This window comes from Streptomyces sp. YKOK-I1, assembly GCF_054660435.1.
In genome coordinates, this window is the sequence record NZ_BAAGDR010000001.1 from 7,890,828 (window position 1) to 7,917,122 (window position 26,295).

Consider the following 26,295-nt stretch of genomic DNA (forward strand, 5'->3'; position numbering starts at 1 on the left):
TCACCGCCCGACGACGAGCCCGGCCACTCCGGGCCCGTGTGCCGGTGCCGGGCAGCCGGTCGACCTGGAGGCCTGACGGGTCGCCGCCTGACGGCGAGCTCGGCCACTTCGGGCCCGTGTGCCGGTGCCGGGCAGCCGGTCGACCTGGAGGCCTGACGGGTCGCCGCCTGACGACGAGCCCGGCCACTTCGGGCCCGCGCACCGGCACCCGACAGACGGCCGACCTGGAGGCCTGACGGGTCGCCGCCCGACGACGAGCCCGGCCACTTCGGGCTCGTGTGCCGGTGCTGGGCAGCCGGTCGACCTGGAGGCATGACCGGTCGCCCCCTGACGACGAGCCCGACTCCTCCGGCTCCACGCGTCGGCGCCGAGCGGTCGGCCGAGTCTGTGGGGGGACCGCGCCGCCCCCTAACGGCGGGCACCGACTCCCTGGCATGCCCCGACTGATCGCAGCGCGACCCAAGGGCCGAGCCGCCTAAGGGAGTTACCCCGCATCCCGCCAGGCTGCTCGGCGACATCCTCCCGCCCGGTCCGACGTCGCACGTGCCGCCGACCGCGACCTGCTCCTCGTACGCGTCGGCGGCCGGTGAACCCCTGCCGCGCCGGACACCTCTCTCAACGCCGCGGCGGAGCCGTGCTCGCCCGCTCCACCAGACGGGTCGACAGCTCCGTCCGGGTGCCCTCCGGGCGCTCGCCGTCCATCATCCGCACCAGCAGTCGCAGCGCCGTCGCCGCCATCTCCGCCAGCGGCTGGCGGACGGTGGTCAGGCCGGGGGTCGTCCAGCGGGACTCCGGCAGATCGTCGAACCCGACCACGCTGATGTCGTACGGGATCCTCAACCCCCTTTCCAGCGCGGCCCGGTAGACCCCGAGGGCCATCGCGTCGGAGCACACGAACACCGCCGTCGGCGGCTCGGGCAGGTCGAGGAGCTCCCGCATCCGTCGGTGCGCGGTGGACTCGTCGAAACCACCGTTGCGCACATACTCGGCCCGCTGCGGCAGCCCCGCCGCCGCCAGCGCCGAACGGTACCCCGCCACCCGCGCGCTGCTGCACATCTTCCGGCGCGGCCCGGCGATCACGGCGATCCGCTCATGCCCGAGCGCCAGCAGATGCTCGGTCGCGGTCACCCCGCCCTGCCAGTTCGCCGCCCCCACCGACACCACGTCCGACGGCGGCTCCACCGCCGGATCGATCAGCACGAACGGCGTACGGTGCTGCGCCAGCCACGCGTACTGGGAGTCCGTCAACTCGGCCAGATTGAACAGGACTCCGGCCGAACCGCGCACGGTCAGCTTGTCCAGCCAGCCCCGCTGCGGACGGCCGGCCCGGGTCCGGGACAGCGCCGCCGAGACCACCACGTCCAGCCCCGCGTCGTGCGCCGCCTCCTCCACCCCGTGCAGCACCGCCCCCGACCAGGAACTCTCCAGCGAGTGCACGACCAGATCGACCAGCCGGGGCGGCTTCGAGGCGTCGAAGCGCGGTCTGCGCACATAACCGAGCCGGTCCAGCGCTTCGGTGACCCGGCGTCTGGTCTCGGGCGCGACGTCCTCCCGCCCGTTGACCACCTTGGACGCGGTGGGTACGGACACCCCCGCCTCGCGGGCCACGACCGCCAGCGTCGGCCCGGCCGTCGCACTCGCACCCGCCGTGCGCACCATGAGGAACCACCTCTCCGGCCCGCCCGAGGGCCAGCGAAAGCTCGACCAGCGCCCTTTCGGAGCCGATCCGAACAGGCGGCTCGCAGAAAGCGCTTGCTATCCTAGGGGCGGGGCGGCGAGAGGTGAAGACATCGGGGGCCGCGGGGTCCCGGCGGGCGGAACTTTCGAAAACCGGCGTCGACCGCGGAGTCAGCCGACCGCCGTGCACGTCAGCCGGAAGTCCCGGAAGTCCGCCGTGAACGCCGCGTCGACGAGATCCCGCACGTGCACACCGGCCAGCGTGCCCGTGAAGCGCAACCGTCCGCCATGATCGTCGGACAGCCGGGCGCAGTCCAGCGGCGGACCGACGGGCGTGCGCACCGTCTCCTGCGCCTCCCGGCTCTCCCGTGCGTACCAGAAGCGCGCTTCCGCCCCTTCCACGGTCACCCCCAGCGTGACCGGCGCGCTCGCGTCGATCTCCACGACCGCCGCCTGCCGCGTCCCCGTCTCGTCCCGCTCCACCAGGCTCAGCACGGTCCGGCCCCCGCCCTGCCACTGCTGGCCGCGCTGCGGCTCCCCCGGAGGCTCCGCCCAGGTCAGGTCGAGCGAGAGGTACGCCTCCGCGTCGTACCGCAGGATCAGACCCGCGGCCTGGGTGTAGGTGAACGGCCGTGCCTCGACCGTGACGTGGGCGGTCGCCCGGTGCTCCGTGAGGCGCTGGGCGAGCAGGCTCTGCGCCCAGCGGGACTCCGGTCCCTGACGGCCGCGGAGCCGGATCCAGCCGGGGCGGGAGACGACGTCCGCCCAGGAGGGGTCCGGGGGTTCCCGCAGAGTGCTCCAGGGCCAGCCCAACGGGGTTTTGGGGGAGGGGGGTTGGCTCTCCGGCCCGGAGACCGGCCGCTCGGTCGTCCGCACGGCTCGCGGGACGGCGACCTCGACCGCCGGGTGCCAACCGCCCTGCCGGAGCCGGGGTCTTCCCTCGTCGTCCCAGACCACCGCCTGGATCGCGGTCTCCCGGCCCAGGGTGCAGCGCGGGCCGTCCGGGGTGCGCAGCGGACGGGCCGTGAGATGGCTCAGGAACCACTCGCCCTCCGGCGTCCGGACCAGCTCGCCGTGCCCCGCCTTCTGCAACGGCAGTTCCGGGTCGTCGCGGGAGGTCAGCATCGGGCGGTCGTCGAGTGCGTACGGGCCGGTGAGCGTGCGGCTGCGGGCGGTGCGGACACCGTGCTCGAAACCGGTGCCGCCCTCGGCCAGCAGCAGGTGGTACCAGCCGTCGTGACGGAGCAGCTTCGGCCCCTCGATCAGCCGCTCGTGCTGGAGCAGCAGGTGGGTGCCGCCGAGCGGGGCGAGGGTGTCGCGGTCCAGTTCGGTGAGGACGATGCCGGCGAAACGCCGTCCGCCGGGGCGGTGGTCGTTCTGCAGATTGAGCAGCCAGAGCCGGCCGTCCTCGTGGAAGAGGGCGGGATCGAACCCATGACCCGGGACGCGGCGCGGCGGCGCCCAGGGCCCGCTCACCTCGGTCGCCGTGGTGACGTAGGTGTCCTGGTCGAAGTACGGCGTGCCGACCGACCGTACGACGGAGTACACCACCCAGAAACGTTCGCCGTCCCAGCTCAGCGACGGCGCCCAGATGCCGCCCGAGTCGGGGACACCGGCCAGCGTCCCACCGGGAGCCGCGCCCTCCACATGGCCCGCGTACTCCCAGTGCGCCAGATCGCGGGACCGGTGGACCGGGATCGTCGGGAACCATTCGAAGGAGCTGGTCGCCACGTAGTACCAGTCGCCGGCCCGGATGAGGGAGGGGTCGGGGGCGAAGCCGCGGAGGACGGGGTTGCGGGCGACGGTCGACTGTACGGGGGTGGCGGTCGACTGTATGCGGTCGCCGGTCGCCCGTAGAGGGTCAACGGTTGTCTGTATACCGTCGCCGCCGGCGTTCGGCACGGTGCTCACTTCAGCGCCCCCAGCGTCACTCCGGTCCGCCAGTACCGCCGCATCGCGACCATCACGACGGCCATCGGCACGATCGACAGCAGGGCCCCGGTCAGCACCAGCCCCGTCAGGTCGACACCGGACTCCATCCGCTTGCCGCTCCAGTTGTACAGGCCCAGGTTCAGGGTCCAGTTCTCCTCGCCGCGCAGGACCGTCAGCGGGAGGAAGAAGGCGTTCCAGGTGTTCACGAAGGCCAGCAGGAACACCGTGGCGCCGCCCGTGGTCATCATCCGCATCACGATGCTGAAGAAGATGCGCAGTTCGCCGGCGCCGTCGAGGCGGGCCGCCTCCAGCAGTTCGTAGGGGATCGTCGCCTCGGTGTAGACCTTGGCGAGATAGACGCTGAACGGGTTGATCAGACAGGGCACCAGCATCGCCCACGGGGTGTCGACCATGCCGATCGCCGAGAACAGCAGATAGAGCGGCAGGGTGAGCAGGGCGAGCGGGATCAGGAACGACCCCACCACGCAGGCGAAGACCAGATTGCGGCCCGGGAAGTCGAAGCGGGCGAGGCCGTAGCCGGTGGCCAGCGCGATGATCGTGCCGCCGAGGGAGCCGACACCGGCGTAGAGCAGGGAGTTGGCGGTCCAGCGCAGGAAGATGCCGTCCTCGTACGTGAACAGCTGGTGCAGGTTGTCCCACAGGTGCCAGCCGGAGAACCACAGGCCGTTGCTCTGGTAGAGCCCGATGCGGTCCTTCGTCGCGGCGATGATCAGCCAGTAGATGGGAAACAGACTGTAGACACTGGCCAGCACCAGGCCGATCAGCACGAACCGCTGGCCGCCCCGGCCGCGCGCGGCCGGATCGGGACGGTTGAACCTGCGCACGGCACGGGTCTTCGGGCGGTCCTCGGTGAGCGTCATCAGTCGGCCTCCTTCGAAGTGAGCCGGTAGAAGAGGAAGGAGGCGACACCGAGGATCAGGGCCAGCAGGACGGACAGGGCGGCGGCGTAGTGGTAGTTGCTCGCGTTGAACGCCTGGTTGTAGATGATCATGATGGGGGTGAAACTGTCGTTCACCGTCTGCGGGGTCACGTTCCGGAACAGCGCGGGCTCGTTGAAGATCTGCAGCATCTGGATGATGGAGAGCAGACCGGTCAGGACCAGCGCCCCGCGCACATACGGCACCTTGACGCTGCGCGCGATACGGATCTCGCCCGCCCCGTCCAGCCGGGCCGCCTCGAACAGCTCGCGCGGCACAGCCTGCAACGCGGAGTAGATGATCACCATGTTGTAGCCGATGCCGTGCCAGGTGAGCAGGTTGCCGATGGACGGCCACACCATGGACGGCGCGAAGAAGTTCCAGTCGAACCCGAAGGCCCTGCCCAGCGTGGTCAGCGGGCCGACCTCGGGGCTGTAGAGGTTGACCCACACGATCGCGGCGACCACACCGGGGATCATGTAGGGGACCAGCAGCATGATCCGGAAACGGCTCGCCGCACGGGACGCGAGCGTGTCGAGGAGCAGCGCCAGCACCAGGCTGATCAGCAGCATCAGCGGGATCTGCACACAGGCGAACAGCACCACGCGCAGGATCGAGCCGAGGAACGCGGTGTCCGTCAGCCCCTGCCGGTAGTTCGCCAGGCCGGCGAACTCGTCCGTGGAGCCGCCGAGCCCGAGCCCGGACTGCTGGGTGCGGTACAGCGACTGGTACACGGCGTAGCCGATCGGGACCAGGTACAGGAACACGAAGCCGAGCTGGAAGGGCACCGTGAACGCGGCACCCTTCCAGCGCAGTGAGCGAATCATCGGTCGGCGCCTCAGCCCTCGACGCTGATGCCGCGGGACTTCAGGTCGTCGACCGTCCACTGCTGCATGTGGGCGAGGAGGTCGGTGACCTTCTGCTGCTTGGCCACCACCTTGCCCCACTGGGCCTGCAACTCGGTGAACATCGCGGTCCAGTCGGGGCCGAAGGTCCAGTCGGTGGTGGCGGTGCCCAGGCTGTCCGTGACGATCTTCTTGGCGGGCTCGTAGTGGTCACCGAGCAGCTTCTCCGAGATCGCCTTGTCGACATAGTCCGCGCTGTCGGTCAGGCCCGGCATGACACCGCTGCCGGTCTCCGGGTTCGCCATGCTGTCCACCGCCCCCTTGTTGGTGGACAGCCACAGCGCCGCCTCGGCGGCCTGCTTCTTGTACTTGCACTGCGAGGTGACCAGATTGATGTTGGCGCTCTGGTTGGTGCCCGCGGGTGTCCTGGCCGCCTCGCCCTTGTACGTCGGCCACGGAGACAGCGCCCACTGACCGAAGGACTTGGTGAAGCTGTTCACCATGCCGCCCATCTGCCAGGTGGAGATCTGCCGGGTGACGGTGCCGGCGTCGTCGAAGTTGCGCTGCAGGGCGGCGTAGTCGGCGAACGACAGCTTCGAGTTGAGGTCGTTGTCGATGACCTGCTGGATCACGTCGGCGGCCTTCAGACTGCCCGCGTCCTGGAAGTCCACCTTCCAGGAGTTGCCGTCGATGGAGTACCAGTGGGCGCCCGCCTGCATGGCGAGCACCTCCAGGGTGCTGGGGTCCTCACCGGCGTAGTTCGTGACGTGGATGCCGTGCTTCTTCAGCACCTTGCCCGCGGCGATGAAGTCGTCCCAGGTCGCCGGCGGCTCCAGGCCGTACTTCTTGAAGATGTCGGTGCGGTAGATGGTGAAGGCCGGTGCCGCGCTGGTGGGCACGCCGTAGACCTTGCCCTGCACCTGGGCCCCCGCCCACGCGCCGGGCAGGAACTCGTCCTTGCTGGAACCGACGTACTCGCTGATGTCGGCCAGCGCGCCCTGCGAGACCCAGCTGGTCACGTACTCGGCGGTGTTCTGGAGCAGACACGGCGCGTTCTTCGCCTTGACGGCGTTCGCGAGCTGCTTCTGCATGGTCAGCTGGTCGGTGACCTTCGTGTACTTCAGCTGGATGTCCTTGTGGGACGCGTTGAACATCTTGACGACCGTCTCCTGGCCGTTCGCCCAGCCCCAGAAGGGGAGGGTGACCGGGCCGGAGGCCGAGGAGTCCCCGTCGTCGGAACCGCCGCAGGCGGTGAGCAGACCTGTCAGTGCGAGACCCGCGACGGCGGCGTGGGCGAACCTTCTCCGGGGGCTGGTGGAGTTCATCTGACCGTGATCCTTCGGGAAGTAGGCGTCTCGGAAGAGCCGAGAACGGCGGCTCGGTACTGGCCGGGAACGGCGGCCGGCACATCGGCTGCGGCAGCGGCTCGCGCTCGTGGGGGTTCGGCCGAAGCGGAAGGGCGAGAGATGTAGAAACCGGTTGCCGAGGACGGTAGGGCGTCTGGTCCGGGCTTATCAAGGGGCGTGCGGGAAAAAGTTGTCGAGAGGGAGATTGGGAGCATTATTTGTGCAGGTCAGAGTGGGGAAACCGTTTACGGTCAGCCGGAATCGATCGAGCTGCGCGCTCGGTACCCCCGGCCTCGGCGGGATGCGTGACGAGGCCGTCCTGACCGGTACCGGTGAGCGGGACCCCTCGCCGTGCCGGGCGCGCGACCTGGGTACGGGTCGGCGCCGGCGCCACGGCGCGGGGGCCGACAGGGCCGTGCTCCACCGCGCCCACGCGCGCGTGGCGAACGGCCCGCTTCCCCCGCTCCGTACGTGGGATCCCGGTCAGGCCACCCGGGCGAGGTCCGCGTGGCGTACTTCGTGGGCCAGGGGCAGGTCGTCGGCCAAGCGCTCCAGTTCCTCCACCACGATAAGCCCGAGCCGTTCCAGCTCATTGCCGAGGGAGCCGGCGATGTGAGGGGTCAGGAAGACGTTGGGGAGGCGGTACAGGGGTGAGTCGGCGGGCAGCGGCTCCGGATCGGTGACGTCGAGGACCGCGTGCAGCCGGCCGGAGACCAGTTCGTCGGTGAGTGCCACATGGTCGACGAGAGCGCCGCGGGAGGTGTTGATCAGCACACCTCCGTCGCGGATCAGGGCGAGACGGGGGCGGTCCAGCAGGTGATGGGTCTCGGGGATGTCGGGGGCGTGCAGGCTGACGATGTCGCTGTGCCGCAGCAGGTCCTCCAGCGAGACGAGCCGGGCGCCGAGCGCCGCGGCCTCGGACGCCTCCACGTACGGGTCGTGGAGGAGGACCTCGAGGTCGTACGGGCGCAGTAGTTCGAGCAGCCTGCGGCCCACCCGGGAGGCGCCGATGACGCCGATCCGGCGGCCGAGGTTGCCGGTGGCGGCCGTCTCGGCGGGGGTCGGCTGGGCATGGGTCCGGCGGTAGCGCTCACGGTGGGCGAAGGCGTCCTTCCCCGCGAGCAGGATCATCGCGAGCGTGTACTCGGCGACCGGTACGGCGTTGCCGGTGACCGCGCTGGAGACCTTCACCCCGCGTTCCCACAGGGCCTCGCCGACCAGTGAGCGCACGGAGCCCGCGGCGTGCAGGACCGAGCGCAGCCGGGGCAGCGCGGCGAGCGCCTCCGCGTCGAGATGGGGGCAGCCCCAGCCGGTGATCAGCACATCGGCGCCGCCCAGCGCCGACGCGGCGGCCGGGTCGGCGAAGTCCCGCACGACGAGGCCGGGATCGATCTCGGCCGTCCGCCGCAGCCGGGCCAGGAGTGGGGCGGGGAACAGCAGCGGGAGGTGCACCGGATCCATGGCGAACACGGCCCTGGGCAGCTGGGCGCTGGGCATGACTCTCCTGAGGTGCGTAGGAAACGTTTTCTGGAAGCGCTCCCTACGGTAGATCCGTCCTGGAGGCAGGGTCAATCGGTCGGACTGATCGCTCTGTCGTAAATATTTCGGGCTGTTTCTGCGGTAAAGCGCCATTTCAGAGAGGTTGTTGGCGGCTGGGGGAGGAGGTGTGCCGCTCGGTGGCGGGAGCGGCGGGAGCGGCGGGAGTGTGCGGCAGCGGCGCGACTTGTTTCCGGCCGTTTCCGGTGCAGGGGGTGCAGGGGGTGCAGGGGGTGAAGGGGAGGGTGCGGTGTCCGGCCGGATGGCCGCAGGGCGTGAGACGGGTGGCCGTACCCCGCCCGGCGGCGGCGTCCCCGAAAACGGTCCCGGGGACATGCGCCCGTGCCGGGCCGGGGTGGAGGGGGTCCGTCGAGCGCTCCGGCCTGCCCCGATCTCCGAATGTGTGCAGGTCGGGGACTTGTGCGGTGAGTCTGGCGGGCGACCGCGGGGCGAGGTGAGGTCGGCGGCGTGCCGTGCACAGGATTTTCGAAAGTCTGTGAGGACCCTTGACGTCCCCCGGAGAGCGGAACAAGCTCTGGCCACCTACTTATGGCAACCGGTTGCTATCCGTTGTCTCCCGCCGTTTCAGCCATTTCCGCCGTTTCAGCCGCCCCCGCTGTCCGGCCAGCCCTGCCCGTTCGGGATCAGCCTCCCCCCTGCCGCCGCGAGGAGCCCCGCTTGACTTCGTCCCCCGCCTGAGGGCGGGAGATTCCAGCGGTCGCCCGCTGGGTTTCCTGCTTCACCGACGACCGCCCCGTCCGGGAGGACTCCCGTTGAGGTCTTGCACCGTCTCCACAGGCAGACGTCGGCCCGCCCTGGCGGCGAACCGGCCTTCCCCGCCCTGCCCCGCAGGAGCTTCGTTTCCTCCCCGGCTGAAGCCGGGGGTATCCACGAAGGAGAGTCCTGATGGACACGCCCCTGTCCCGCCGTACCGCCCTCCAGGCCGTCGGCGCCACCGCGCTCGCCGCCGGACTGTCCGGCGGCCTGACGGCCACGGCGGCGCACGCGGACGACGACCACTCCGCCCCGAAGCTGCTCACCTACCCCCGCCCCGCCGCCGTGCCCACCAACACCAGCTTCAGGGTCCGCGTCCGCACCGCCCCCGACGGCGCGTGGCAGACCCTCGACGTCTACCGGCCGCAGCTCGAGGAGATCAACCCGACCACCGGCTCGGGCAAGGTCTACAACTCCTCCTTGGTCTACTTCGACTTCCAGGGCTCCGTGGAGATCGAGGTGACGTATCTCAAGGGCGGCACCACCAAGGCGCGGGTGAGACCGGACTCGTACGGCATCACGCCCGAACTCGGCGGTGACACCCTGGTGTTCACGCTCGACGAGCCGAAGGACCTGGTCGTCCAGATCAACGACGAGATCTTCGACTGTCTGCACGTCCTCACCAACCGCGTCGAACACCACCCGTGCGCCGCCGACGACCCGGACGTCATCTACTTCGGCCCCGGTGTGCAGACCGTCCCCGGCGGCACCCTCACCGTCCCCAGCGGCAAGACCGTGTATCTCGCCGGCGGCGCCGTCCTGAAGGCGACGGTCCTCTTCAGGGACGTGGAGAAGGCCGCCCTCAAGGGGCACGGAATGATCTGGGCGAGCCCCGGTCAGGGCGTGCTGTGCGAGGGCAGTACGAACATCCGGGTCGAGGACGTCATCATCATGAACCCGGGGAACTACATCACCACCCTCGGCGAGGCCCGCAACGTCCGGATGAGGAAGGTCCGCGGCTTCAGCTCCAAGGGCAACGGCGACGGCATCGACATCTTCTCCTCCAGCGACGTCGTCCTCGACGGCTGCTTCCTGCGCAACTCCGACGACTGCATCGCCGTCTACGCCCACCGCTGGGACTACTACGGCGACACCCGCGACATCACCGTCCAGAACTGCACCCTGTGGGCCGACGTCGCCCACCCGGTCAACATCGGCACGCACGGCAACACCGACGCCCCCGAGGTCATCGAGAACCTGCTGATCAGGAACATCGACATCCTCGACCACCGCGAACCCCAGATGAACTACCAGGGCTGCATCGCCCTCAACCCCGGCGACTCCAACCTGATCAGGAACGTCCGTATCGAGGACGTACGGATCGAGGACTTCCGCTGGGGCCAGGTCATCTACATGAAGGTCATGTACAACACGAAGTACAACACCTCGGCCGGCCGCGGTATCGAGGACGTCTACATCAAGAACCTCACCTACACCGGCACCCACGCCAACCCCTCGCTCTTCCTCGGGTACGACGCCGACCACGCCATCAAGAACGTCACCTTCGAGAACCTGGTGATCAACGGGGTCGTCATCGCCGACTCGATGAGGAAGCCGAGCTGGTACTACACCACCGACACCATCCAGTGGTTCGCCAACGAGCATGTGACGAACCTGAAGTTCCTCACGACCGCCGAGGCGGCCGCCCTGTGAGCCCGATCAGCCGCCGCGGTCTGCTGAAGTCCTCCACGGCGCTGCTCCTCGCCGGGGGCGCCGGCACCCTGTTCGTACCCGCCGCCCGGGCGGCGCAGGACGGGACCGGGAGCACGGCGGGGAGCGGGGCGGCGTTCGCCTTCGCCCACCCCGGGCTGCTGCACAGCGCCGCCGATCTGGCGCGGATGAGGTCGGCGGTCGACGGTATGCGGTCGCCTGTCTACGACGGATTCCTCGCGCTGACCGCACACAGTCGATCGAAGACCGCATACACCATCCAGAACACCGGCCAGATCACCTCCTGGGGCCGCGGACCCGCCAACTACCAGAACCAGGCCGTCGCCGACTGCGCCGCCGCCTACCAGAACGCCCTCGTCTGGGCCGTCACCGGCGACCGCGCCCACGCCGACAAGGCCCGCGACATCCTCAACGCCTGGTCCGCCTCCCTCACCATGGTCACCGGCGCCGACGGGCCCCTCGGCGCCGGCCTTCAGGCCTTCAAACTCGCCAACGCCGCCGAACTCCTGCGCCACACCGGCTACGACGGCTGGACCGACTCCGACATCGCCCGCTGCGAACGCTCCTTCCTCGACGTCTGGTATCCCGCGATCTCCGGCTACATGCTGTACGCCAACGGCAACTGGGACCTCACCGCCGTCCAGTCGATCCTCGCCATCGCCGTCTTCTGCGAGGAACGCACCCTCTTCGAGGACGCCCTGCGCTACGCCGCCGCCGGCACCGGGAACGGCAGCGTCCCCCACCGTGTCGTCGCCCCCGGCGGCCAGGGCCAGGAGTCCGGCCGCGACCAGGGCCACGAGCAGCTCGCCGTCGGCCTGATGGGCGACGCCGCCCAGGTCGCCTGGAACCAGGGCGTCGACCTGTGGGGCTTCGACGGCCACCGCATCCTCGCCAACGCGGAGTACGCCGCCCGCTACAACCTGGGCGGCGACGTCGATTTCACCCCCGACCTCGACCGCACCGGCAAGTACATCAAGACCGCCGTCTCCGCGACCGCCCGCGGCAGCCTCCCCCCGATCTACGAGATGTACTACGCCCACTACGCCGGAGTCCGCGGCCTCGACGCCCCGTACGCCGAGGCCGCGATCTTCCGCGGCACGGGCGGGACCCGGGTGGTCGAGGGCAGCAACGACGACCTGCCGGGCTTCGGCACCCTCACCTGGGCCGGGAGCACGGCTCCCGCGCCCACCGCCCCGACCGCGCCGGCGGGCGTCACCGCGGTGGGGGAGGGGAAAGCGGTTGCTGTGGCGTGGCTGCCGTCCGCCTGGGCCACCGCATACACCCTTCTGCGTGCCGACGACCCCGCGGGCCCCTACGAGGAGCTCGCCTCCGGGATCACGGATCCGGCGTACACCGACACCCGGGTCCGCGTGGGACGGACGTACCACTACACGGTCACCTCCTCCAACTCCCTCGGAGAAAGCGTGAGTTCGGCGATCGCCTCGGCGGCCGCCGGTCTGCCCTCGCCCTGGGCGACCGCCGACACCGGCGCGGTGCGTATCCCGGGGGCGGCCGCGTTCGACGGGGAACGGTTCGTGCTGGAGGCGTCCGGTACCGCCGACGCCTACCGCCTCGCCCATCTGCCCCTGCGCGGCGACGGCACCGTCACCGCCCGGATCGTCTGGCCGCTCGGCTCCCAGTACTCCAAGATCGGCGTCACCCTCCGCGCCTCCCTCGACGCCGACGCCCCGCACGCCTCGATGCTCCTCCAGGGGCTGCCCCTGCACACCTGGAGCGGTGTGTGGACCGTACGCCCGTCCGCCGGCGCGCAGACCTCGGCCACCGGCAGCACCCCCGTGCCCCCGTCCCAGCAGGAGGCGATCACCGCCAAGGCCTCGTTCCCGATCTCGAACCTCGGCGCGCTGCCCGAGTCGGCGACACCGCTGGAGGCGCCGTACGTCGAGGGCGCGGGGGACGGGTACCGGCTGCGGGCCCCTTACTGGGTGCGGGTGACCCGCGAAGGGCGGCGCTTCACCGGCTCGATCTCCGCGGACGGTGTGCGGTGGACCGTCGTCGGTACGACCGAGGTCGACGGTATGCCGCATATCGCATACGCCGGTCTCGCCCTCACCTCCTGCCTCGGCATCGACCAGGACTACGCCGAGACCGGCACCGGCGCCTTCGACAACGTCAGCGTGACCGGCCCCGCCGGCGACATCTGGCGCACCCCCCGCCCCACCCGCAGGGTCACCGACCTCCACGCGGCACCCGACCCCGACGGAATCCGCCTGACCTGGACCGATCCCGACCTCTCCGCCCGCTACACCGTCCGGCGGGCCTCCCGCCCGCACGGCCCGTACCGCACCCTCGCCACCGCCGTCGGCCCCGTCGGCTTCGGCGCCCGCATCCGCTACACCGACCCGACCGGCACACCCGGCACGACGTACCACTACACCGTGGCGAAGACCAACTGCACGGGACGAGGGCCGCGTTCGGAAGCGGTCGAGGCCGTCGCCCCGGCCGTCACCACCCCGTCGGACGCCTCGACCGCCACTGGCGACAACGCACGCGCGGCCCTCCCCGAGCCGTGGACGAACGGCGACCTCGGCGACGTCATCGGCGACCGCCGGGACCACGGCACCCTCGGCGTCGTCGCCGTCCTCACCCCCGGCAGCGCCACCTACGACGACGGCACCTTCGTCGTCAACGGCGCCGGCGTCGATCTCAACGTCAACTCACAAGGAATGACCGGCCAGTTCGTGCGGCGCACCGTCACCGGCGACTGTGAGATCACCGCCCGGCTGCTCTCCCGTGAAGGCGCGACCGCCGACCGGATCGGGCTGCTGATGACCAAGTCCCTGTCGCCCTTCGACCAGGCGGCCGGAGTGATCGTCACCGGCGGCACCGGCGCCCAGCTCATGCTGCGGCCGACGGTGGCCGGCGCCTCGGTCTTCTCCGGGACGACCACCGTCCCACAACTCCCCCTCCTCCTGCGGCTGAAGCGCACCGGGACCGCCTTCACCGCCTCCGTCTCCACCGACGACGGCGCCACCTGGACCCCCCTCGCCCAGGGAACGGTCCCCACCTTCGGTGACGCCCCCTACCACGTGGGCCTGGTGGTCTGCTCCCGCAACCAGACGGCCCTCGGCACCGCACGGTTCGGCGAGGTGATCGTCACCTCGCCCTAGAAACGGGGATCCCCCACGGATCCCCCCCCCACGATGGGAGCCCACACCCATGAGCCGCACCTCCCCCCACCACCCGCCTCACCACCGGCTTCACGATCCGGGCGACATGAGCCGCCGCGGTCTGCTCCGGACCGCCGGCGGTCTCACCGCGGCCCTCGCCCTCGGCGCGGGCGCCGCCTCGGCGGCCGGCACCGCCGACGCCGCGCCCGCCGCCTTCACCCACCCGGGCATGCTGCACAACGCGGGCGACATCAACCGGGCCAGGGTCCGGGTCGCCGCAGGCACCGACCCCTGGCTGTCCGGCTGGAACAGGCTGACCGCCAACTCCCACTCCCAGTCCACCTGGACGCCCCGCGCGACGGCCACCGTCGTCCGCGGCGGCACCGGCGAGAACTACGGCCTCCTCTACAACGACATCGCCGCCGCCTACCAGAACGCCCTGCGCTGGCGAGTCGCCGGCACCGAGGCCCATGCGCAGTGCGCCGTGAACATCCTCAACGCCTGGGCGACCACCCTGACGTCGATCACCGGCAACGCCGACCGCTTCCTCGCCGCCGGCATCTACGGCTGGCAGTTCGCCAACGCCGCCGAACTCATGCGGGACCACGACGACTTCGACCTCGCCGCGTTCCAGAGCATGATGGAATCCGTCTTCTACCCGCTCAACGACAGCTTCCTGACGCACCACAACGACGCCTGCATCACCAACTACTGGGCCAACTGGGACCTGTGCACCATGGCCTCCGTCCTGGCCATCGGCATCCTCAACGAGGACTCCGCCAAGTACGACCAGGCCGTCACGTACTTCAGGTCGGGCGCCGGAAACGGCTCGCTCGCGCACGCCGTGCCGTACCTGTACACCGACGACGACGGCTACGCGCTCGGCCAGTGGCAGGAGTCCGGCCGCGACCAGGGACACACCGTCATGGGCATGGGGCAGATGGGCGCGATCTGCGAGATGGCCTGGAACCAGGGCGACGACCTGTACTCCTACGACAGCCGCCGCTTCCTGAAGGCCGCCCAGTACGTCGCCAAGTACAACCTCGGCGACGACGTCCCCTTCACGACCTACACCTGGGGAACCGGGCAGAACTGCTCCCAGCAGTCCCAGACCGCGATCTCCGCCTCCTCCCGGGGCCAGGTCCGCCCCGTCTGGGCGATGCTCCACTACCACTACAACCGGCGCCTGTACCTCGACGACCCCTACCTCTCCCGGATGTGCCTGTCCGTCGCCCCCGAGGGCGGCGGCGGGGACTACGGATCCACCAGCGGCGGCTACGACCAGCTGGGTTTCGGCACCCTCATGTACGCCAAATAGCCCTGTCACAGGCTCGTGCACCGGAATACCCCGCACGGGTGTGGTGCTCTGGTAATACCGGGGCACGAGCGCTGCGAAGGGCTGGTGGGCAGATGACGGCAGACCGGACGACCCCCGCGGCGGAGGACCGGCAGTACCCCGACCCGGTCGTCACGACCCCCTACGGGGCCGTCCGCGGACGCTCCGAGCAGGGCATCGCCGTGTTCCGGGGCATCCCCTACGCGGCACCCCCCTTCGGCCCCCGCCGCTTCCGGCCGCCCGAGCCGCCCGAGCCCTGGGACGGGATCCGCGACGCGGGCGCCTTCGGACCGACGCCGCCGAAACCGCCGTACTCCGAGGCCTTCGCCCAGTACCTGTCCGACCCGGTCGTGCCCGGCGACGACTGCCTCAACCTCAACGTCTGGACGCCCGACCCCGGCCCCGGCGCCCGCCTGCCCGTCCTGGTGTGGCTGCACGGCGGGGCGCTGACCAGGGGTTCGTCCGCCGTGCCCGTGTACGACGGACGGCACTTCGCCCGCGACGGCATCGTCTTCGTCTCGGTCAACTACCGGCTCGGCGTCGAGGGCTACGGGCTGTTCCCGGACGCCCCCGCCAACCCCGGCCTGCGCGACCAGCTCGCCGCCCTGCAGTGGGTCCACCGGTCCATCAGGGCTTTTGGCGGCGACCCCGACAGGGTCACCCTGGCCGGACAGTCCGCCGGCGCCATCAGTGCCGGCGCGCTGATCGCCGCCCCCCAGGCCCAGGGACTGTTCCGGCGGGCCGTCCTGCAGAGCGGACCGCCGGAGGCCTCCGAACGCGACAAGGTACGCCGCATGGTGCGCCGTATGGCCACCCGGCTGAAGATCCCCGCCACCGCCGAGGCCTTCGCCGCCGTCGACCGCGACCTGCTGCTGCGCACCCAGGCCGACGTCGGCCGGCTCAGCAGCCCCGTCCTGGGCGGCCCCGCCTTCGGTATCGTCGTCGACGGCGACCTCGTCCCGCGCGACCCGCTCCAGGCCCTGGTCGAGGGCGACGCGGCCCCCGGATGCGATTTCCTCCTCGGCTGGACCCGTGACGAGTACCGGCTCTGGCTCGTCCCCGGCGGGCTCCTGGAACGCGTCGACCGGCTCGGCGCCGTCGCCCTCGCCGGCGCCATGGCCCGCTGCCACTGCGGCCACGAGGTCCCCCGCGGCTATCGCACCCTGAACCCCGAGGCCGGAACCGCCGAGATCGTCGGCCAGATGGTCACCGACCACCTGCTGCGCCGGCCCCTGCACCGCCTGGCCGACGCCCGCCCCGGAACCTCGTACGTCTACGAGTTCGCCTGGCCCTCCCTGCGCCCCGGCCTCGGCGCCTGCCACGCCCTCGAACTCGGCTTCGTCTTCGACACCGGCCACACACCCGAGACCGCGAAACTCGCCGGGGAGGACACCCCGCAGGAACTGGCCGACGCGATGCACTCGGCGTGGGTGCGGTTCGTGGCGACGGGCGATCCGGGGTGGGAGGCGTGGGACGAGCGGCATCCCGTACGGGTGCTCGGGTCGGGGGGCGGTGTGAGTGCGGCGGAGCCGGGTACGCCGCCGCATACGGGCGGTCGTGTACGGCGGTCGGGCGACGGGATTCCGTATGCAGAAACCGGTGGATCGCATACCGCCTACGGCCTACGCGACCACGAGCTGGCCCTGTGGACCACCCCTGCCGGACCCACCCCACCCCAGCCCCCCGGCCCGGCCACCTCACCGACCACGCCCCCGGCCCCGCTCAACGGCGGCCGGATCATCCGCACCACGGAACTCAGATCGGCCGTACGACGGCTGCGCCGCCCCGGCGGAGTCCAGCGCGACTGACCCCGCCGACCGCGCGCCGGCTCCCGCTCATCGAGCCGCGAGCGACCCCCCGCCCACGTCCGCCACCGAGTCCCTTACCACCACATGGGTCCCCAGCAGCAGGTGCTCGCCGGGCGCGTCGGGGGCGCGGCCGAGGACCGTACGGACGGCGAGACGGCCGAGTTCCTCGTAGGGGACATGGACCGTGGTCAGGGCGGGGTGCAGGTCGCGGGCGAACGGGATGTCGTCGTAGCCGGCCAGGGAGACGTCGCCCGGGACGTCGAGGCCTGCCTCGTGGAGGGCGGTCAGGGCGCCGGCCGCGACCATGTCGGTCGCCGCGACGACCGCCGTGAAGTCCAGGCGCCGTTCGAGGGCCCGGCGCAGCAGCCGGTAGCCGGTGTCCCGGGTGAAGTCGCCGTGCAGGATCAGCGCCGGGTCCACCTCGACGCCGCGGGCCCGGTGCGCCTGGCGGTAGCCGCGCTCACGGCCGAGCGCCGTCGTGTGGTCGGGCTTGCCGCCGAGGAACAGCACCCGGCGGTGGCCCTGGGTGAGGACGTGCGCGACCAGGGCGAAGGCGCCGCCCTCGTTGTCGTACTCGACGACCGTCACCGGCGCGCCCGGTCCCAGTGGCGGGCGGCCGCACAGCACCAGCCGGGATCCCGCCGACGCCAGTGAGTCGGCCATACGACGGGTGCGCTCGCGGTACTCCGGGGTGTCGGCGGCGCCGCCGACGAGGATCACCGCGGTGGCGCGCTGCGCCCGCATCGTCTCGACGAAGTCCAGCTCATGGCGTACGTCGCCCTCCGTGCTGCACACCAGGCACAGGTGACCGAGCCGGTGCGCCTCGCGTTCCACGCCGTGCGCCATGTGCGCGAACGACGGTCCCGTGATGTCCTCCAGTACGAACGCCAGGGTGGGCGTCCCGGCCCCCGCGATCGCCTTGGCGCGCGCGTCGGCGACGTAGTCCAGCTCGCCGACGGCCTGGAGCACCCGGGTGCGGGTCTCGGCGCTCACCGGATACACCCCGCCGAGCACCCGCGACACGGTCGACGCCGACACCCCCGCCCGGGCCGCCACGTCACGAATGGTGCTGCGTGCCGCGTCCGCGCTTTTTCTCGTCATCGCGCCCCTCCCCTTCGGAAACACCGGCAGCAACCGGTTTCCACCAGCGGAGGCTAGCAGTGTCGGCGGGTGCGGGCGGAGAAACTACGCCGTCGCCAGGGTCCGCGCGATCGATGCCACCGCCTCGGGGCCGACCCGGCAGCAGCCGCCGATCAGGCGCGCGCCCGCGTCCCTCCAGCCGAGGACCTGCTCGGGGGCGAAGGAGGAGCGGCCGTTCCAGGCGCGGGCCTGCGCGTCCCAGGACTCTCCGCTGTTGGGATAGACGACGACCGGCTTGCCCGTGACCCGGGCGGCCGTCGCCACGGCGGCGTCGACGTCCTCCGGGGCGCAGCAGTTGACGCCGACCGCGATCACCTCGTCGGCCTCGGCGGCCAGGGCGAACGCCTCGTCCAGCGGCTGGCCGGCCCGCGTCCGTACACCGTCGACGGTATACGAAAGCCAGGCGGGTACCCCCAGCCCCCGCACCGCCCGCAGCAGCGCCTCGGCCTCCTCGGCGTCGGGAACGGTCTCCAGTGCCAGCACATCGGGCGCGGCGGCGGCCAGGACCTCCAGCCGGGGCCGGTGGAAACGTTCCAGCTCCGCGACGCTCAGCCCGTAGCGGCCCCGGTACTCGGAGCCGTCCGCGAGCATCGCGCCGTACGGTCCCACCGACGCGGCCACCCACAGCGGCTGCGTGATCCCCTTGTCCCGGGCCTGACGGGCGGCCTCGCGGGCCAGTTCCACGCTCAGCGTCAGCAGCCGGGCGGACTCCTCGGGGGAGATGCCGCGCTTGGCGAAGCCCTCGAAGGTGGCCTGGTAGCTGGAGGTGATCGCCACGTTCGCGCCCGCCTCGAAGTAGGCGAGGTGTGCCTCGGTGATCGCCTCGGGCCGTTCGGCCAGCAGCCGCGCGGACCACAGCTCGTCGCTCAGGTCGTGTCCGGCGGACTCCAGCTGGTTGGACATGCCGCCGTCGAGGACGACGGTTCCTGCGGCGAGCGCCTCGGCGAGCGGGGTGCCGGAAGGGGAAGGGGTTTCGCTGGTCATGACCTGACGCTAGTCCAAGGCGCTGCGGAAGGCCCCTCCCGTCCGCCTCGTGAACACAACGCCCACCTTGTGGGAAGGGCCACCGCCGGCCTTGGCGGACGCCGTCCGACACCGACACGGACACCGACCTCGTCCACGCCGAAGCCGGATCGGCCCGCGGGGCGTGTCTCTCTGGCGGGGGTCGGCCCGCGGGGTGTGTCTCTCTGGCCGGGGTCGGCCCGCGGGGCGTGTCTCTCTGGCCGGGGTCGGCCCGCGGCATACGTTCCTCAGGCCCGGGTCGGCCCGCGGCACATGTCCCTCAGGTCCGGCTCGGCTCGCAGCATGTGCGTCCCTCAGGTCCGGCTCGGCTCGCAGCATGTGCGTCCCTCAGGTCCGGCTCGGCTCCCGGTGCGTGCTTCCTACGCCGCGTGGCGGCCGCCCCCGCGGTGGGGACGGGGCCGTCTCCGTAGGGTCATCGGCATCCCGAGGCCCGCGAGCAGGCCCGCGGCGAGCACGTACGGCCACCACCCCATCCCGCTGCTCATGCCACTGTTCGCGCTGCGGGTCTCCACCGACACCGCGTGGGAGGAGGCCGACTTGCCGACCGCCGAGGGGGAGGAGCCCGTGGCGTCGGCGGTGAGGACCACGTCGTTGCCGTCGCCGCCCCGGTAGCTGATCCGGTAGACGGCGTCGCCGAGCCGTACCTCGGCGCCCTCCCGTAGCCCGTCGAAGGTGCCGGAGACCGCACCGCGCCCGGTGTGGTCGAGAACGGTGATCTCCTTCGCGCCTTCCCCTTCCACCGCCTCCGAAAGATCGAGCCCCCCGCCCAGCCGCACCCGGCCGCCCACCTTCAACGGCGAGGGCCTCACGACGAGTTGACCCTCGGCGCTCTGGACGTAGTCACCACTCACCGTCAACCCGCCCGCGACCACACCCCGGTTGGTGACAGGCCCCTTCACCGTGCCCTTGCCGTCGAGGGCGCTCAGCACGCGCAGCGCCGCCCCGCCCGTGTCCAGTCGTGCCGAGGCCGAAGTCAGGTGTATCGCACGGCTGTTGGCGAGGCTCGCGCCGCCGCGCAGAGCGAGGGTGCCCTTGCTGACCGTCGTCGTGCCGGTGTACGTCACGGAGGGTCCGGTGAGCGTCGTGGTCGCCGCGCCGGACTGGACGAGCGCGCCGCTGCCGCCGATGCCCGACAGGGAGACGGGTGTGGTGGTGTTCCGCACGACGAGGGTCCCGTCGTTCACGATCCGCCGCCGCGCCGTGCCGGTGAGCAGCGAACCGTCGCCGCCCGCCGCCCCCGAGCCCAGCCGCAGCACCGCACCCCGCTGCACGGTGGTGGAGCCGTCGTAGTGCTGGGCGGCCGCGAAGGTGACGTCGTTGCCCTTGGTGCCGGCGATCACGACGTCCCCGGCGCCGGGTGCGGCGAGCGTGTCGTGGTACCGGCCGCCGCCGATGGGGGCGCCGAGCGTCACGGGCCCGTTGTAGTCGAACGTCAGCAGGGACCGGCGTCCGCTGCGTTCGTGCAGGTTGATGTAGACGGTGTCCTTGGTGCCGGGCATGAAGATCCGGTGCGTGGTGCCGTCGCCCCACCGGACGTCCGCGCCCTCGATGTTGGTGCCCCGCTTGTTCAACTGGTGTGGTATCGCACGCCAGTTGAGGTCCGGGTCGCTCAACGACGGGTGGGTGTCCCCGCCCCGGTCGCTGTAGCTGTACTGCCCGGTGAGGACGACCTTGCTGCCGGGCCGGCTGTGGACGTTGACGTCGCTGCCGTACTCCCGCTGGTAGAAGTCCTGGCGCAGGGTGATCGTCTGGTTCAGCGGGGTGTCGATGATCCAGGAGCCCTGGTTGAGGATGGCGCGGGCGGCGGGCAGGGCCACGGGGTACTCGGGGCGGCCGACGGCCATGCCGGTGCCGTTGTCGATCACCCCGGTGAAGGGGTGGGTGCCCGCCAGGTCGAGGGTGCCCCACATGCCGCGGGGCTGGGTGACCAGGCCGGAGCCGCTGATCGTGCCGATGTTGAAGGTGCGGGTGAGCGACAGACGGAGGGTGCCGTCGACGCGGATGTTGAGCTGGTTGAGCTGGTATCCGGGGGTGTCGTACGGGAAATGGCCGATCAGTCCGGTGCCGCCCCCGGTGCCGTACTGAAGGGTGGTGCCGCGGTCGACCGTGATCGCGGGCGGGTCGGGCCGGGTGACCGTCGTGTACGGGTGGTTGCCGCCCCGGGTGCGTACGGTCTGCCGCTGCCGGGCCTTCGGCAGGGTGAAGTCGCTGTCCTTGCTGAGGACCAGCGTGCCGCCGCCGCGGACGGTGAGCGTGCCCTCGCCGCGCAGGACGCCGTCGTACGTCGTCGTCCCGGAGGGCACGGTGATCACGGTGTCGCCGGTGAGGGTCACGTCCCGGTTCGCGAGCACGTCGGCGGTGACGTCCCGCGCGCCGGCGGCCACGGCCGGGGGAGCGGTGACCAGGAGGGCGGCGACGGCCGCGAGGGCGCCGACGGCCGCGCTGGAGATGTGGAGGGGGCTGCGCACAGGTCGGAGACGGCACGGGGTCATCGCCGATAACAGAAATTCGCCGCGCCGCTGGAAACCTCCGGGTCTCGCCGCACTTCTCCAGAAAAGGCTTTCTATCAAGTCCCGTCAGACCCGTTGACCTGCTGGTAACACACCCTTACCTTTTCGGCGTTCGTCATTCCACATGGCGTTCGCATCCTCGAACGCGCCCGCAGCTTCGAACACACCTGTAGTCCCGTGAAGGTGGTCGTTCCCCGAGAGGTATCCCCATGAGACGTGTGTACGCCACCCTGCTCGCCCTCTGTCTGGCGCTGATCGGCGCCCTCGCCACCGCCGGTCCCGCCCAGGCGGCGGCCGTGACCGTCCCCAACGGCGTCCAGTTCACCGACACTTCCGGCGCCGTGGTGCACGCGCACGGCGGCGGGGTCATCAAGGTCGGCAGTTACTACTACTGGTTCGGTGAGGACCGCAACGCGGACAACACCTTCCGGTACGTGGACGCCTACCGCTCCACCGACCTGAAGAACTGGGAGTTCAGGAACCATGTCCTGACCCAGTCCAGTGCCTCCGAGCTCGGCACCGCCTACATCGAGCGGCCGAAGGTCGTCTACAACGCCTCCACCGGCAAGTTCGTCATGTGGATGCACAAGGAGAACGGCACCGACTACAGCGAGGCCCGCGCGGCCGTCGCCGTCTCCGACACCGTCGACGGCACCTACACCTACCAGGGCAGCTTCCGCCCCCTCGGCTCCTACATGTCCCGGGACATCACCACCTTCGTCGACACCGACGGAACCGGTTACATGGTCTCCGCCGCGAACGAGAACTACGACCTGCACATCTACAAGCTCACCGCCGACTACACGGCGATCGACAGTCTGGTCGCCAACCCCTGGGCGGGCGGGCACCGCGAGGCGCCGGCCCTGTTCAAGCGGGGCGGCGTCTACTTCATGCTGACGTCGGGCGCCACCGGCTGGAGCGCCAACCAGCAGCAGTACGCCACCGCGACCAGCCTGGCCGGCCCCTGGACGTCGATGGCGAACGTCGGCGACTCCACCACCTACGGCTCGCAGACCGCGTACGTCCTTCCCGTCCAGGGCACTTCGGGGACGTCGTACCTGTACATGGGCGACCGCTGGGGCAACTCCTTCGGCGGCACGGTCAACGACTCCCGCTATGTGTGGCTGCCGCTGACCTTCCCGACCACCACGACCATGTCGATGTCCTGGTACCCGGAGGTCACCGTGGACACGGCGGCCGGGACGGTGACCGGCACCAGCGCCACCTACAACACGCTGGTCGCCCGGCACTCGTCCAAGTGCGCCGACGTGACCAGCCAGTCGCTCTGGCAGGGCGCCCAGATCAAGCAGTACACCTGCAACGGCGGCAACAACCAGAAGTACTGGTTCAAGTCCGTCGGCAGCGGCTACTACCAGCTGGTCACCCGCCAGAGCTCGCTGTGCGTGCAGGAGAACGCGAGCACCGTCACCCAGGAGAACTGCGACTCCTCGGCCACCACCCAGCAGTGGTCCGTGACCACCAGCGGCAGCTATGTGAACATCAAGTCCCGGGCGAGCGGCGAATGCCTCGACGTGAACGGCGCGTCCACCGCCGACTCGGCCGCGATCATCACATACACCTGCAACGGCGGTACGAACCAGCAGTGGACGCAGGGCTCATGACGTGACGTCAGGCGAGCAGGTCGATCGCGTCGATCGATGTGCCCGCGCTGAGGAAGGACGTCGTCCCCGAGCCGCTCGCCACGTAGATCTTCAGCTGGTTGTAGGCGCTGGTGTCCGTCAGCCAGGCGGACGCCGGCACGCTGTAGGTGAACGTGTAGTTGTTGCCCCGGTAGGAGCCCACGGTCAGCGACCGGGTGCTCGGCTGGGTGGGCGGGGAGGGGACGGCCGAGGTCCAGGTGTCGTTGACGGCGATCTGCGGCCGGCCGTTGGCGTAGGCCGTCGTCACGCCGATGCGCAGGGTGTGCGCGGCGGCGGCCTGGGCGGCGGTCAGCCGGAAGTGGACGATGATGCCGCTGTTGACGTCCTTCCACAGATAGCAGGGGAAGGCGGAGGTCTCGGTGCCGCTGCCGATGACCACGTTGCCCGTCCAGGAGGCGGCCCGTACGTCGGAGGGGTGCGCGTACGTCATCAGGTCGGCGTTCTTGAAGCCGCCGGGCGTGCCGTTCCAGTCCCCGATGCGCCAGATCGCGCTCGCGTTGCCCGGGTCGTTGGAGGACGGGATCGCGATCGTGTTGAGGGTGGTCGTCCCGCCGGCGGACACCGTCACCTGCGTACTGTATACAGCCAACTCGCCCTTGTAGACGGTCAGCGTGTACGTCCCCGGCAGCGCCCCGCCGATGGAGAAGTAGCCGTCCGAGGCCCGAGCCGACCCCCAGTACTGCGCGGCCGAGTTGGCGAGCCCGACGGTGTACGGGTACGCCGTGTTGCGCCCGCTGATGCCCACGCCGGCCACCCGGCCCCGGCCGCTCGCGGAGACGTACCCGGAGATGCCGAGGGAGTCCGCCCAGGACGTGGTCAGGGTGGCCGGGTAGAGGGACGAGGAGGGGGCTCCGCCGTCCGTGAAGGCGATGACGTACGGGCCCTGGAGGCCGAAGCGCTGGGCCTCGGTCTGGTTCTCGCCGTAGTAGAGGATCTCGTACAGGCCGCCGCCGTCGGCGCTCTGGTGGCGCAGCAGGGAGCGGTAGAAGGGTCCGCCGGAGGCCTTCTCGTGGTTGCTGCGGACGATCCACAGTCCGACGGATCCCGTGGACCATCCGATGTAGTCGTAGTCGATCACCCGCACCTTCGCGTAGTGCTTCGAGCGGGTCTGGCCGTCGGACTTCGCGAACACGTCCGAGGCCTCGATGGTGGAGGACGTGTAGGTGTAGGAGTCGGGCTCGTCGTTGAGGAACAGGCCCTTCTTCACGCGGACGATATAGCGGGTGGCCGAGACCGAGGTGTCGGCCTTGTTGGTCCAGAGGTAGACGTTGTTCACGCCGCTGCGGGCCGCGTAGTAGTGCTTGAGCGTGCCGTAGGCGACCGAGATCAGGATCGTCGAGCCGGACTGGGCGATCGTCACCGTCGAGGTGCCGAGGCCGGATTCGATGTGCGAGTTCTTGCCGTCGTAGCCCTGGTACTCGGTGCCCTTGTAGACCAGCGAGGTCAGGTCCCCGTTGGTCTTGCTGACCTTGAAGACGAGGCTCGCGCCGGTGTCGACGACGTAGTGGGAGCCGTCGTCGCTCCAGCCGAAGGCCGCCGCGGAGGCGGGGGAGGCGAGCGGGCCGGCGAGGGCCGCCGTGCCGGCGGCGGCCGCGGCGGAGAGGACGAAGGTGCGGCGTCGGACCGGGTGGCTGTCGGATCCGGACATGGGGGAGCCTCCTTCGGGAGGTGTGGGGTGTGCGGGTGTGGGAGAGAGTGACAGTTGAATCGATTTCGCGAAAGGGCTTTCGCCGGTGGGAGGTTGGCAATCTCGTGAAATCGGTTCAAGGTCTAGAAAGCGCTTGCCAATGGCGGTACGGTCCAGCCGCCAGGACTGCCGCCGTGACGGAGGAGCCCCAGTGAGACGTTTCACCATCGCCGTGCCGACCGCACTGGCCCTGACCGCCGTCCTCACGGCCCTCCCCGCCACCGCGCAGGCGCACGAGCACCGCCCCGCACCCCTCGGCATCGACCACTGCACCGCCGGCGCCTGCCACTTCGACGTCCCGCCCGGCACCTACGACGTCCGCGTCGTCCTCGGCGGCGACACCGACTCCAGCACCTCCGTCAGCGGGGAGACCCGGCGGGCGCTCCTCGCCGAGACCGCGGTCCCGGCCGGCGGACGCGCCGTCCGCAGCTTCACGGTGAACGTCCGTACGCCGGAGGGCGAACCGACCGGCGCCGAGGGAACTCCCGGACTGGACCTGGCACTCGGCGGCAGCGCACCCGCCCTCGCGGACATCCGGGTCACTCCCGCCCGGCACCCCCGGCAGGTCTTCCTGGTCGGCGACTCCACCGTCTGCGACCAGCCCGGCGACCCCTACACCGGCTGGGGCCAGGAACTGCCGCAGTACCTGCGCCGGGGCGTCTCCGTCGCCAACTACGCCGATTCCGGCGAGAGTACGGTCACCTACCTGCAGAACCCCCAGCTCTGGGCCACCGTCCAGCCGCTGATCCGCCCCGGCGACCTGGTCCTGGTCCAGCTCGCGCACAACGACAAGACGACCGACGAGGTGACGTACCGCGCGAACCTGGAGACACTGGTGGCGGGGGTCCGGGAGAAGGGCGGCCGGCCCGTCCTCGTCACCCCCGTCGTGCGCCGCTGGTTCAACGCCGACGGCACACTGAACAACGGAACGGCCCTGCTGGTCAACGGACTCGGCGTCGACCACCCGGCGGTGATCCGCTCGGTCGCCGCCGCCCAGGACGTACCGTTGATCGACCTCACCGCCAAGACCAAGGCGCTGGTGGAGTCTCTGGGCGTGGAGGGCTCCAAGGCGCTGTACCTGTACAACGAGAAACGCGACAACACACACACCTCCGTGCACGGAGCCACGGTCTACGCGGGCCTGGTCCGCGACGAGCTCGCCGCCCAGCACCTGGTGCCCCGGGGCACCGTACGGGTGGGATGAACTCCTGGGGGCGCCCCGACCGGAACCGGGACGCCCCCAGGGCCTGACCCGCCCCGCCCCCCCCGCGCCGAGAGAGAAA

16 protein-coding genes and 1 pseudogene are annotated in these 26,295 nt (G+C 70.9%); 6 read left to right on the forward strand and 11 right to left on the reverse strand.

Annotated features, from left to right (window positions below; all coding sequences use genetic code 11):
- Window positions 1-615: 615 nt before the first annotated feature.
- The 7 genes and pseudogenes from ACYQ8Q_RS35115 to ACYQ8Q_RS35145 form a co-directional block, all read right to left on the reverse strand.
- Window positions 616-1,659: a LacI family DNA-binding transcriptional regulator gene (locus ACYQ8Q_RS35115; RefSeq protein WP_460070670.1), complete on the reverse strand. Its 1,044-nt coding sequence runs from the start codon at window positions 1,657-1,659 to the stop codon at window positions 616-618.
- Between the two features lie 189 nt (window positions 1,660-1,848).
- Complete coding sequence (locus ACYQ8Q_RS35120) at window positions 1,849-3,513, reverse strand: family 43 glycosylhydrolase (protein WP_460073616.1); 1,665 nt, start codon at window positions 3,511-3,513, stop codon at window positions 1,849-1,851.
- 71 nt (window positions 3,514-3,584) lie between these two features.
- Window positions 3,585-4,490, reverse strand: a complete 906-nt coding sequence (locus ACYQ8Q_RS35125; protein ID WP_460070671.1) for a carbohydrate ABC transporter permease — start codon at window positions 4,488-4,490, stop codon at window positions 3,585-3,587.
- Entirely contained in the window at window positions 4,490-5,374 is an 885-nt protein-coding gene (locus ACYQ8Q_RS35130; protein WP_460070672.1) for a carbohydrate ABC transporter permease, read from the reverse strand. Before ACYQ8Q_RS35130 ends, ACYQ8Q_RS35125 begins: the two co-directional genes overlap by 1 nt.
- 11 nt (window positions 5,375-5,385) lie before the next feature.
- Window positions 5,386-6,717 carry an ABC transporter substrate-binding protein gene (locus ACYQ8Q_RS35135; RefSeq protein WP_460070673.1) on the reverse strand — a complete coding sequence of 444 codons (1,332 nt, stop codon included), beginning with the start codon at window positions 6,715-6,717 and terminating at the stop codon, window positions 5,386-5,388.
- A gap of 504 nt (window positions 6,718-7,221) precedes the next feature.
- Entirely contained in the window at window positions 7,222-8,235 is a 1,014-nt protein-coding gene (locus ACYQ8Q_RS35140) for a hydroxyacid dehydrogenase (protein WP_460070674.1), read from the reverse strand.
- A gap of 683 nt (window positions 8,236-8,918) precedes the next feature.
- Window positions 8,919-9,125, reverse strand: a pseudogene (locus ACYQ8Q_RS35145) (hypothetical protein); the annotation flags it as partial.
- 55 nt (window positions 9,126-9,180) lie between these two features.
- On the opposite strand from ACYQ8Q_RS35145, the gene ACYQ8Q_RS35150 reads away from it, so the two are divergent.
- From ACYQ8Q_RS35150 to ACYQ8Q_RS35165, 4 genes are all read left to right on the forward strand, one after another.
- The gene (locus tag ACYQ8Q_RS35150) at window positions 9,181-10,701 is read left to right on the forward strand and encodes a glycosyl hydrolase family 28 protein (protein WP_460070675.1); all 1,521 of its coding nucleotides are present in this window, start codon (window positions 9,181-9,183) and stop codon (window positions 10,699-10,701) included.
- Window positions 10,698-13,847, forward strand: coding sequence for an alginate lyase family protein (locus ACYQ8Q_RS35155; RefSeq protein ID WP_460070676.1), 3,150 nt, complete (start codon window positions 10,698-10,700; stop codon window positions 13,845-13,847). The genes ACYQ8Q_RS35150 and ACYQ8Q_RS35155 overlap by 4 nt, the downstream gene beginning before the upstream one ends.
- A 106-nt stretch (window positions 13,848-13,953) precedes the next feature.
- On the forward strand, window positions 13,954-15,165 hold the full coding sequence (locus ACYQ8Q_RS35160; RefSeq protein WP_460070677.1) for an alginate lyase family protein: 1,212 nt from the start codon (window positions 13,954-13,956) through the stop codon (window positions 15,163-15,165).
- A gap of 92 nt (window positions 15,166-15,257) precedes the next feature.
- Window positions 15,258-16,991 carry a carboxylesterase/lipase family protein gene (locus ACYQ8Q_RS35165; RefSeq protein ID WP_460070678.1) on the forward strand — a complete coding sequence of 578 codons (1,734 nt, stop codon included), beginning with the start codon at window positions 15,258-15,260 and terminating at the stop codon, window positions 16,989-16,991.
- 27 nt (window positions 16,992-17,018) lie between these two features.
- Here ACYQ8Q_RS35165 and ACYQ8Q_RS35170 read toward each other — a convergent pair whose 3' ends face one another.
- The 3 genes from ACYQ8Q_RS35170 to ACYQ8Q_RS35180 form a co-directional block, all read right to left on the reverse strand.
- The gene (locus ACYQ8Q_RS35170; protein ID WP_460070679.1) at window positions 17,019-18,092 is read right to left on the reverse strand and encodes a LacI family DNA-binding transcriptional regulator; all 1,074 of its coding nucleotides are present in this window, start codon (window positions 18,090-18,092) and stop codon (window positions 17,019-17,021) included.
- Between the two features lie 84 nt (window positions 18,093-18,176).
- Complete coding sequence (gene mmuM, locus ACYQ8Q_RS35175) at window positions 18,177-19,115, reverse strand: homocysteine S-methyltransferase (protein WP_460070680.1); 939 nt, start codon at window positions 19,113-19,115, stop codon at window positions 18,177-18,179.
- Between the two features lie 398 nt (window positions 19,116-19,513).
- Complete coding sequence (locus ACYQ8Q_RS35180) at window positions 19,514-21,622, reverse strand: autotransporter-associated beta strand repeat-containing protein (RefSeq protein WP_460070681.1); 2,109 nt, start codon at window positions 21,620-21,622, stop codon at window positions 19,514-19,516.
- 251 nt (window positions 21,623-21,873) lie between these two features.
- Here ACYQ8Q_RS35180 and ACYQ8Q_RS35185 point away from each other — a divergent pair, with 251 nt between their 5' ends.
- A complete protein-coding gene (locus ACYQ8Q_RS35185) occupies window positions 21,874-23,286 on the forward strand; it encodes an RICIN domain-containing protein (RefSeq protein WP_460070682.1) in 1,413 nt (470 codons plus the stop codon).
- Window positions 23,287-23,293: 7 nt separating this feature from the next.
- Here the strand turns inward: ACYQ8Q_RS35185 and ACYQ8Q_RS35190 are convergent, their stop codons facing one another.
- The gene (locus tag ACYQ8Q_RS35190) at window positions 23,294-24,973 is read right to left on the reverse strand and encodes a rhamnogalacturonan lyase B N-terminal domain-containing protein (protein WP_460070683.1); all 1,680 of its coding nucleotides are present in this window, start codon (window positions 24,971-24,973) and stop codon (window positions 23,294-23,296) included.
- Between the two features lie 190 nt (window positions 24,974-25,163).
- Here ACYQ8Q_RS35190 and ACYQ8Q_RS35195 point away from each other — a divergent pair, with 190 nt between their 5' ends.
- Window positions 25,164-26,216 carry a rhamnogalacturonan acetylesterase gene (locus ACYQ8Q_RS35195; RefSeq protein ID WP_460070684.1) on the forward strand — a complete coding sequence of 351 codons (1,053 nt, stop codon included), beginning with the start codon at window positions 25,164-25,166 and terminating at the stop codon, window positions 26,214-26,216.
- Window positions 26,217-26,295 lie beyond the last annotated feature (79 nt).

Coding starts and splice junctions, on each gene's coding strand:
- ACYQ8Q_RS35170 (WP_460070679.1), bottom strand. CDS start 18,092: ATGACGAGAAAAAGCGCGGACGCGGCACGCAGCACCATTCGTGACGTG.
- ACYQ8Q_RS35190 (WP_460070683.1), bottom strand. CDS start 24,973: ATGTCCGGATCCGACAGCCACCCGGTCCGACGCCGCACCTTCGTCCTC.
- ACYQ8Q_RS35125 (WP_460070671.1), bottom strand. CDS start 4,490: ATGACGCTCACCGAGGACCGCCCGAAGACCCGTGCCGTGCGCAGGTTC.
- ACYQ8Q_RS35150 (WP_460070675.1), top strand. CDS start 9,181: ATGGACACGCCCCTGTCCCGCCGTACCGCCCTCCAGGCCGTCGGCGCC.
- ACYQ8Q_RS35135 (WP_460070673.1), bottom strand. CDS start 6,717: ATGAACTCCACCAGCCCCCGGAGAAGGTTCGCCCACGCCGCCGTCGCG.
- ACYQ8Q_RS35140 (WP_460070674.1), bottom strand. CDS start 8,235: ATGCCCAGCGCCCAGCTGCCCAGGGCCGTGTTCGCCATGGATCCGGTG.
- ACYQ8Q_RS35115 (WP_460070670.1), bottom strand. CDS start 1,659: ATGGTGCGCACGGCGGGTGCGAGTGCGACGGCCGGGCCGACGCTGGCG.
- ACYQ8Q_RS35160 (WP_460070677.1), top strand. CDS start 13,954: ATGAGCCGCCGCGGTCTGCTCCGGACCGCCGGCGGTCTCACCGCGGCC.
- mmuM (WP_460070680.1), bottom strand. CDS start 19,115: ATGACCAGCGAAACCCCTTCCCCTTCCGGCACCCCGCTCGCCGAGGCG.
- ACYQ8Q_RS35130 (WP_460070672.1), bottom strand. CDS start 5,374: ATGATTCGCTCACTGCGCTGGAAGGGTGCCGCGTTCACGGTGCCCTTC.
- ACYQ8Q_RS35165 (WP_460070678.1), top strand. CDS start 15,258: ATGACGGCAGACCGGACGACCCCCGCGGCGGAGGACCGGCAGTACCCC.
- ACYQ8Q_RS35185 (WP_460070682.1), top strand. CDS start 21,874: ATGAGACGTGTGTACGCCACCCTGCTCGCCCTCTGTCTGGCGCTGATC.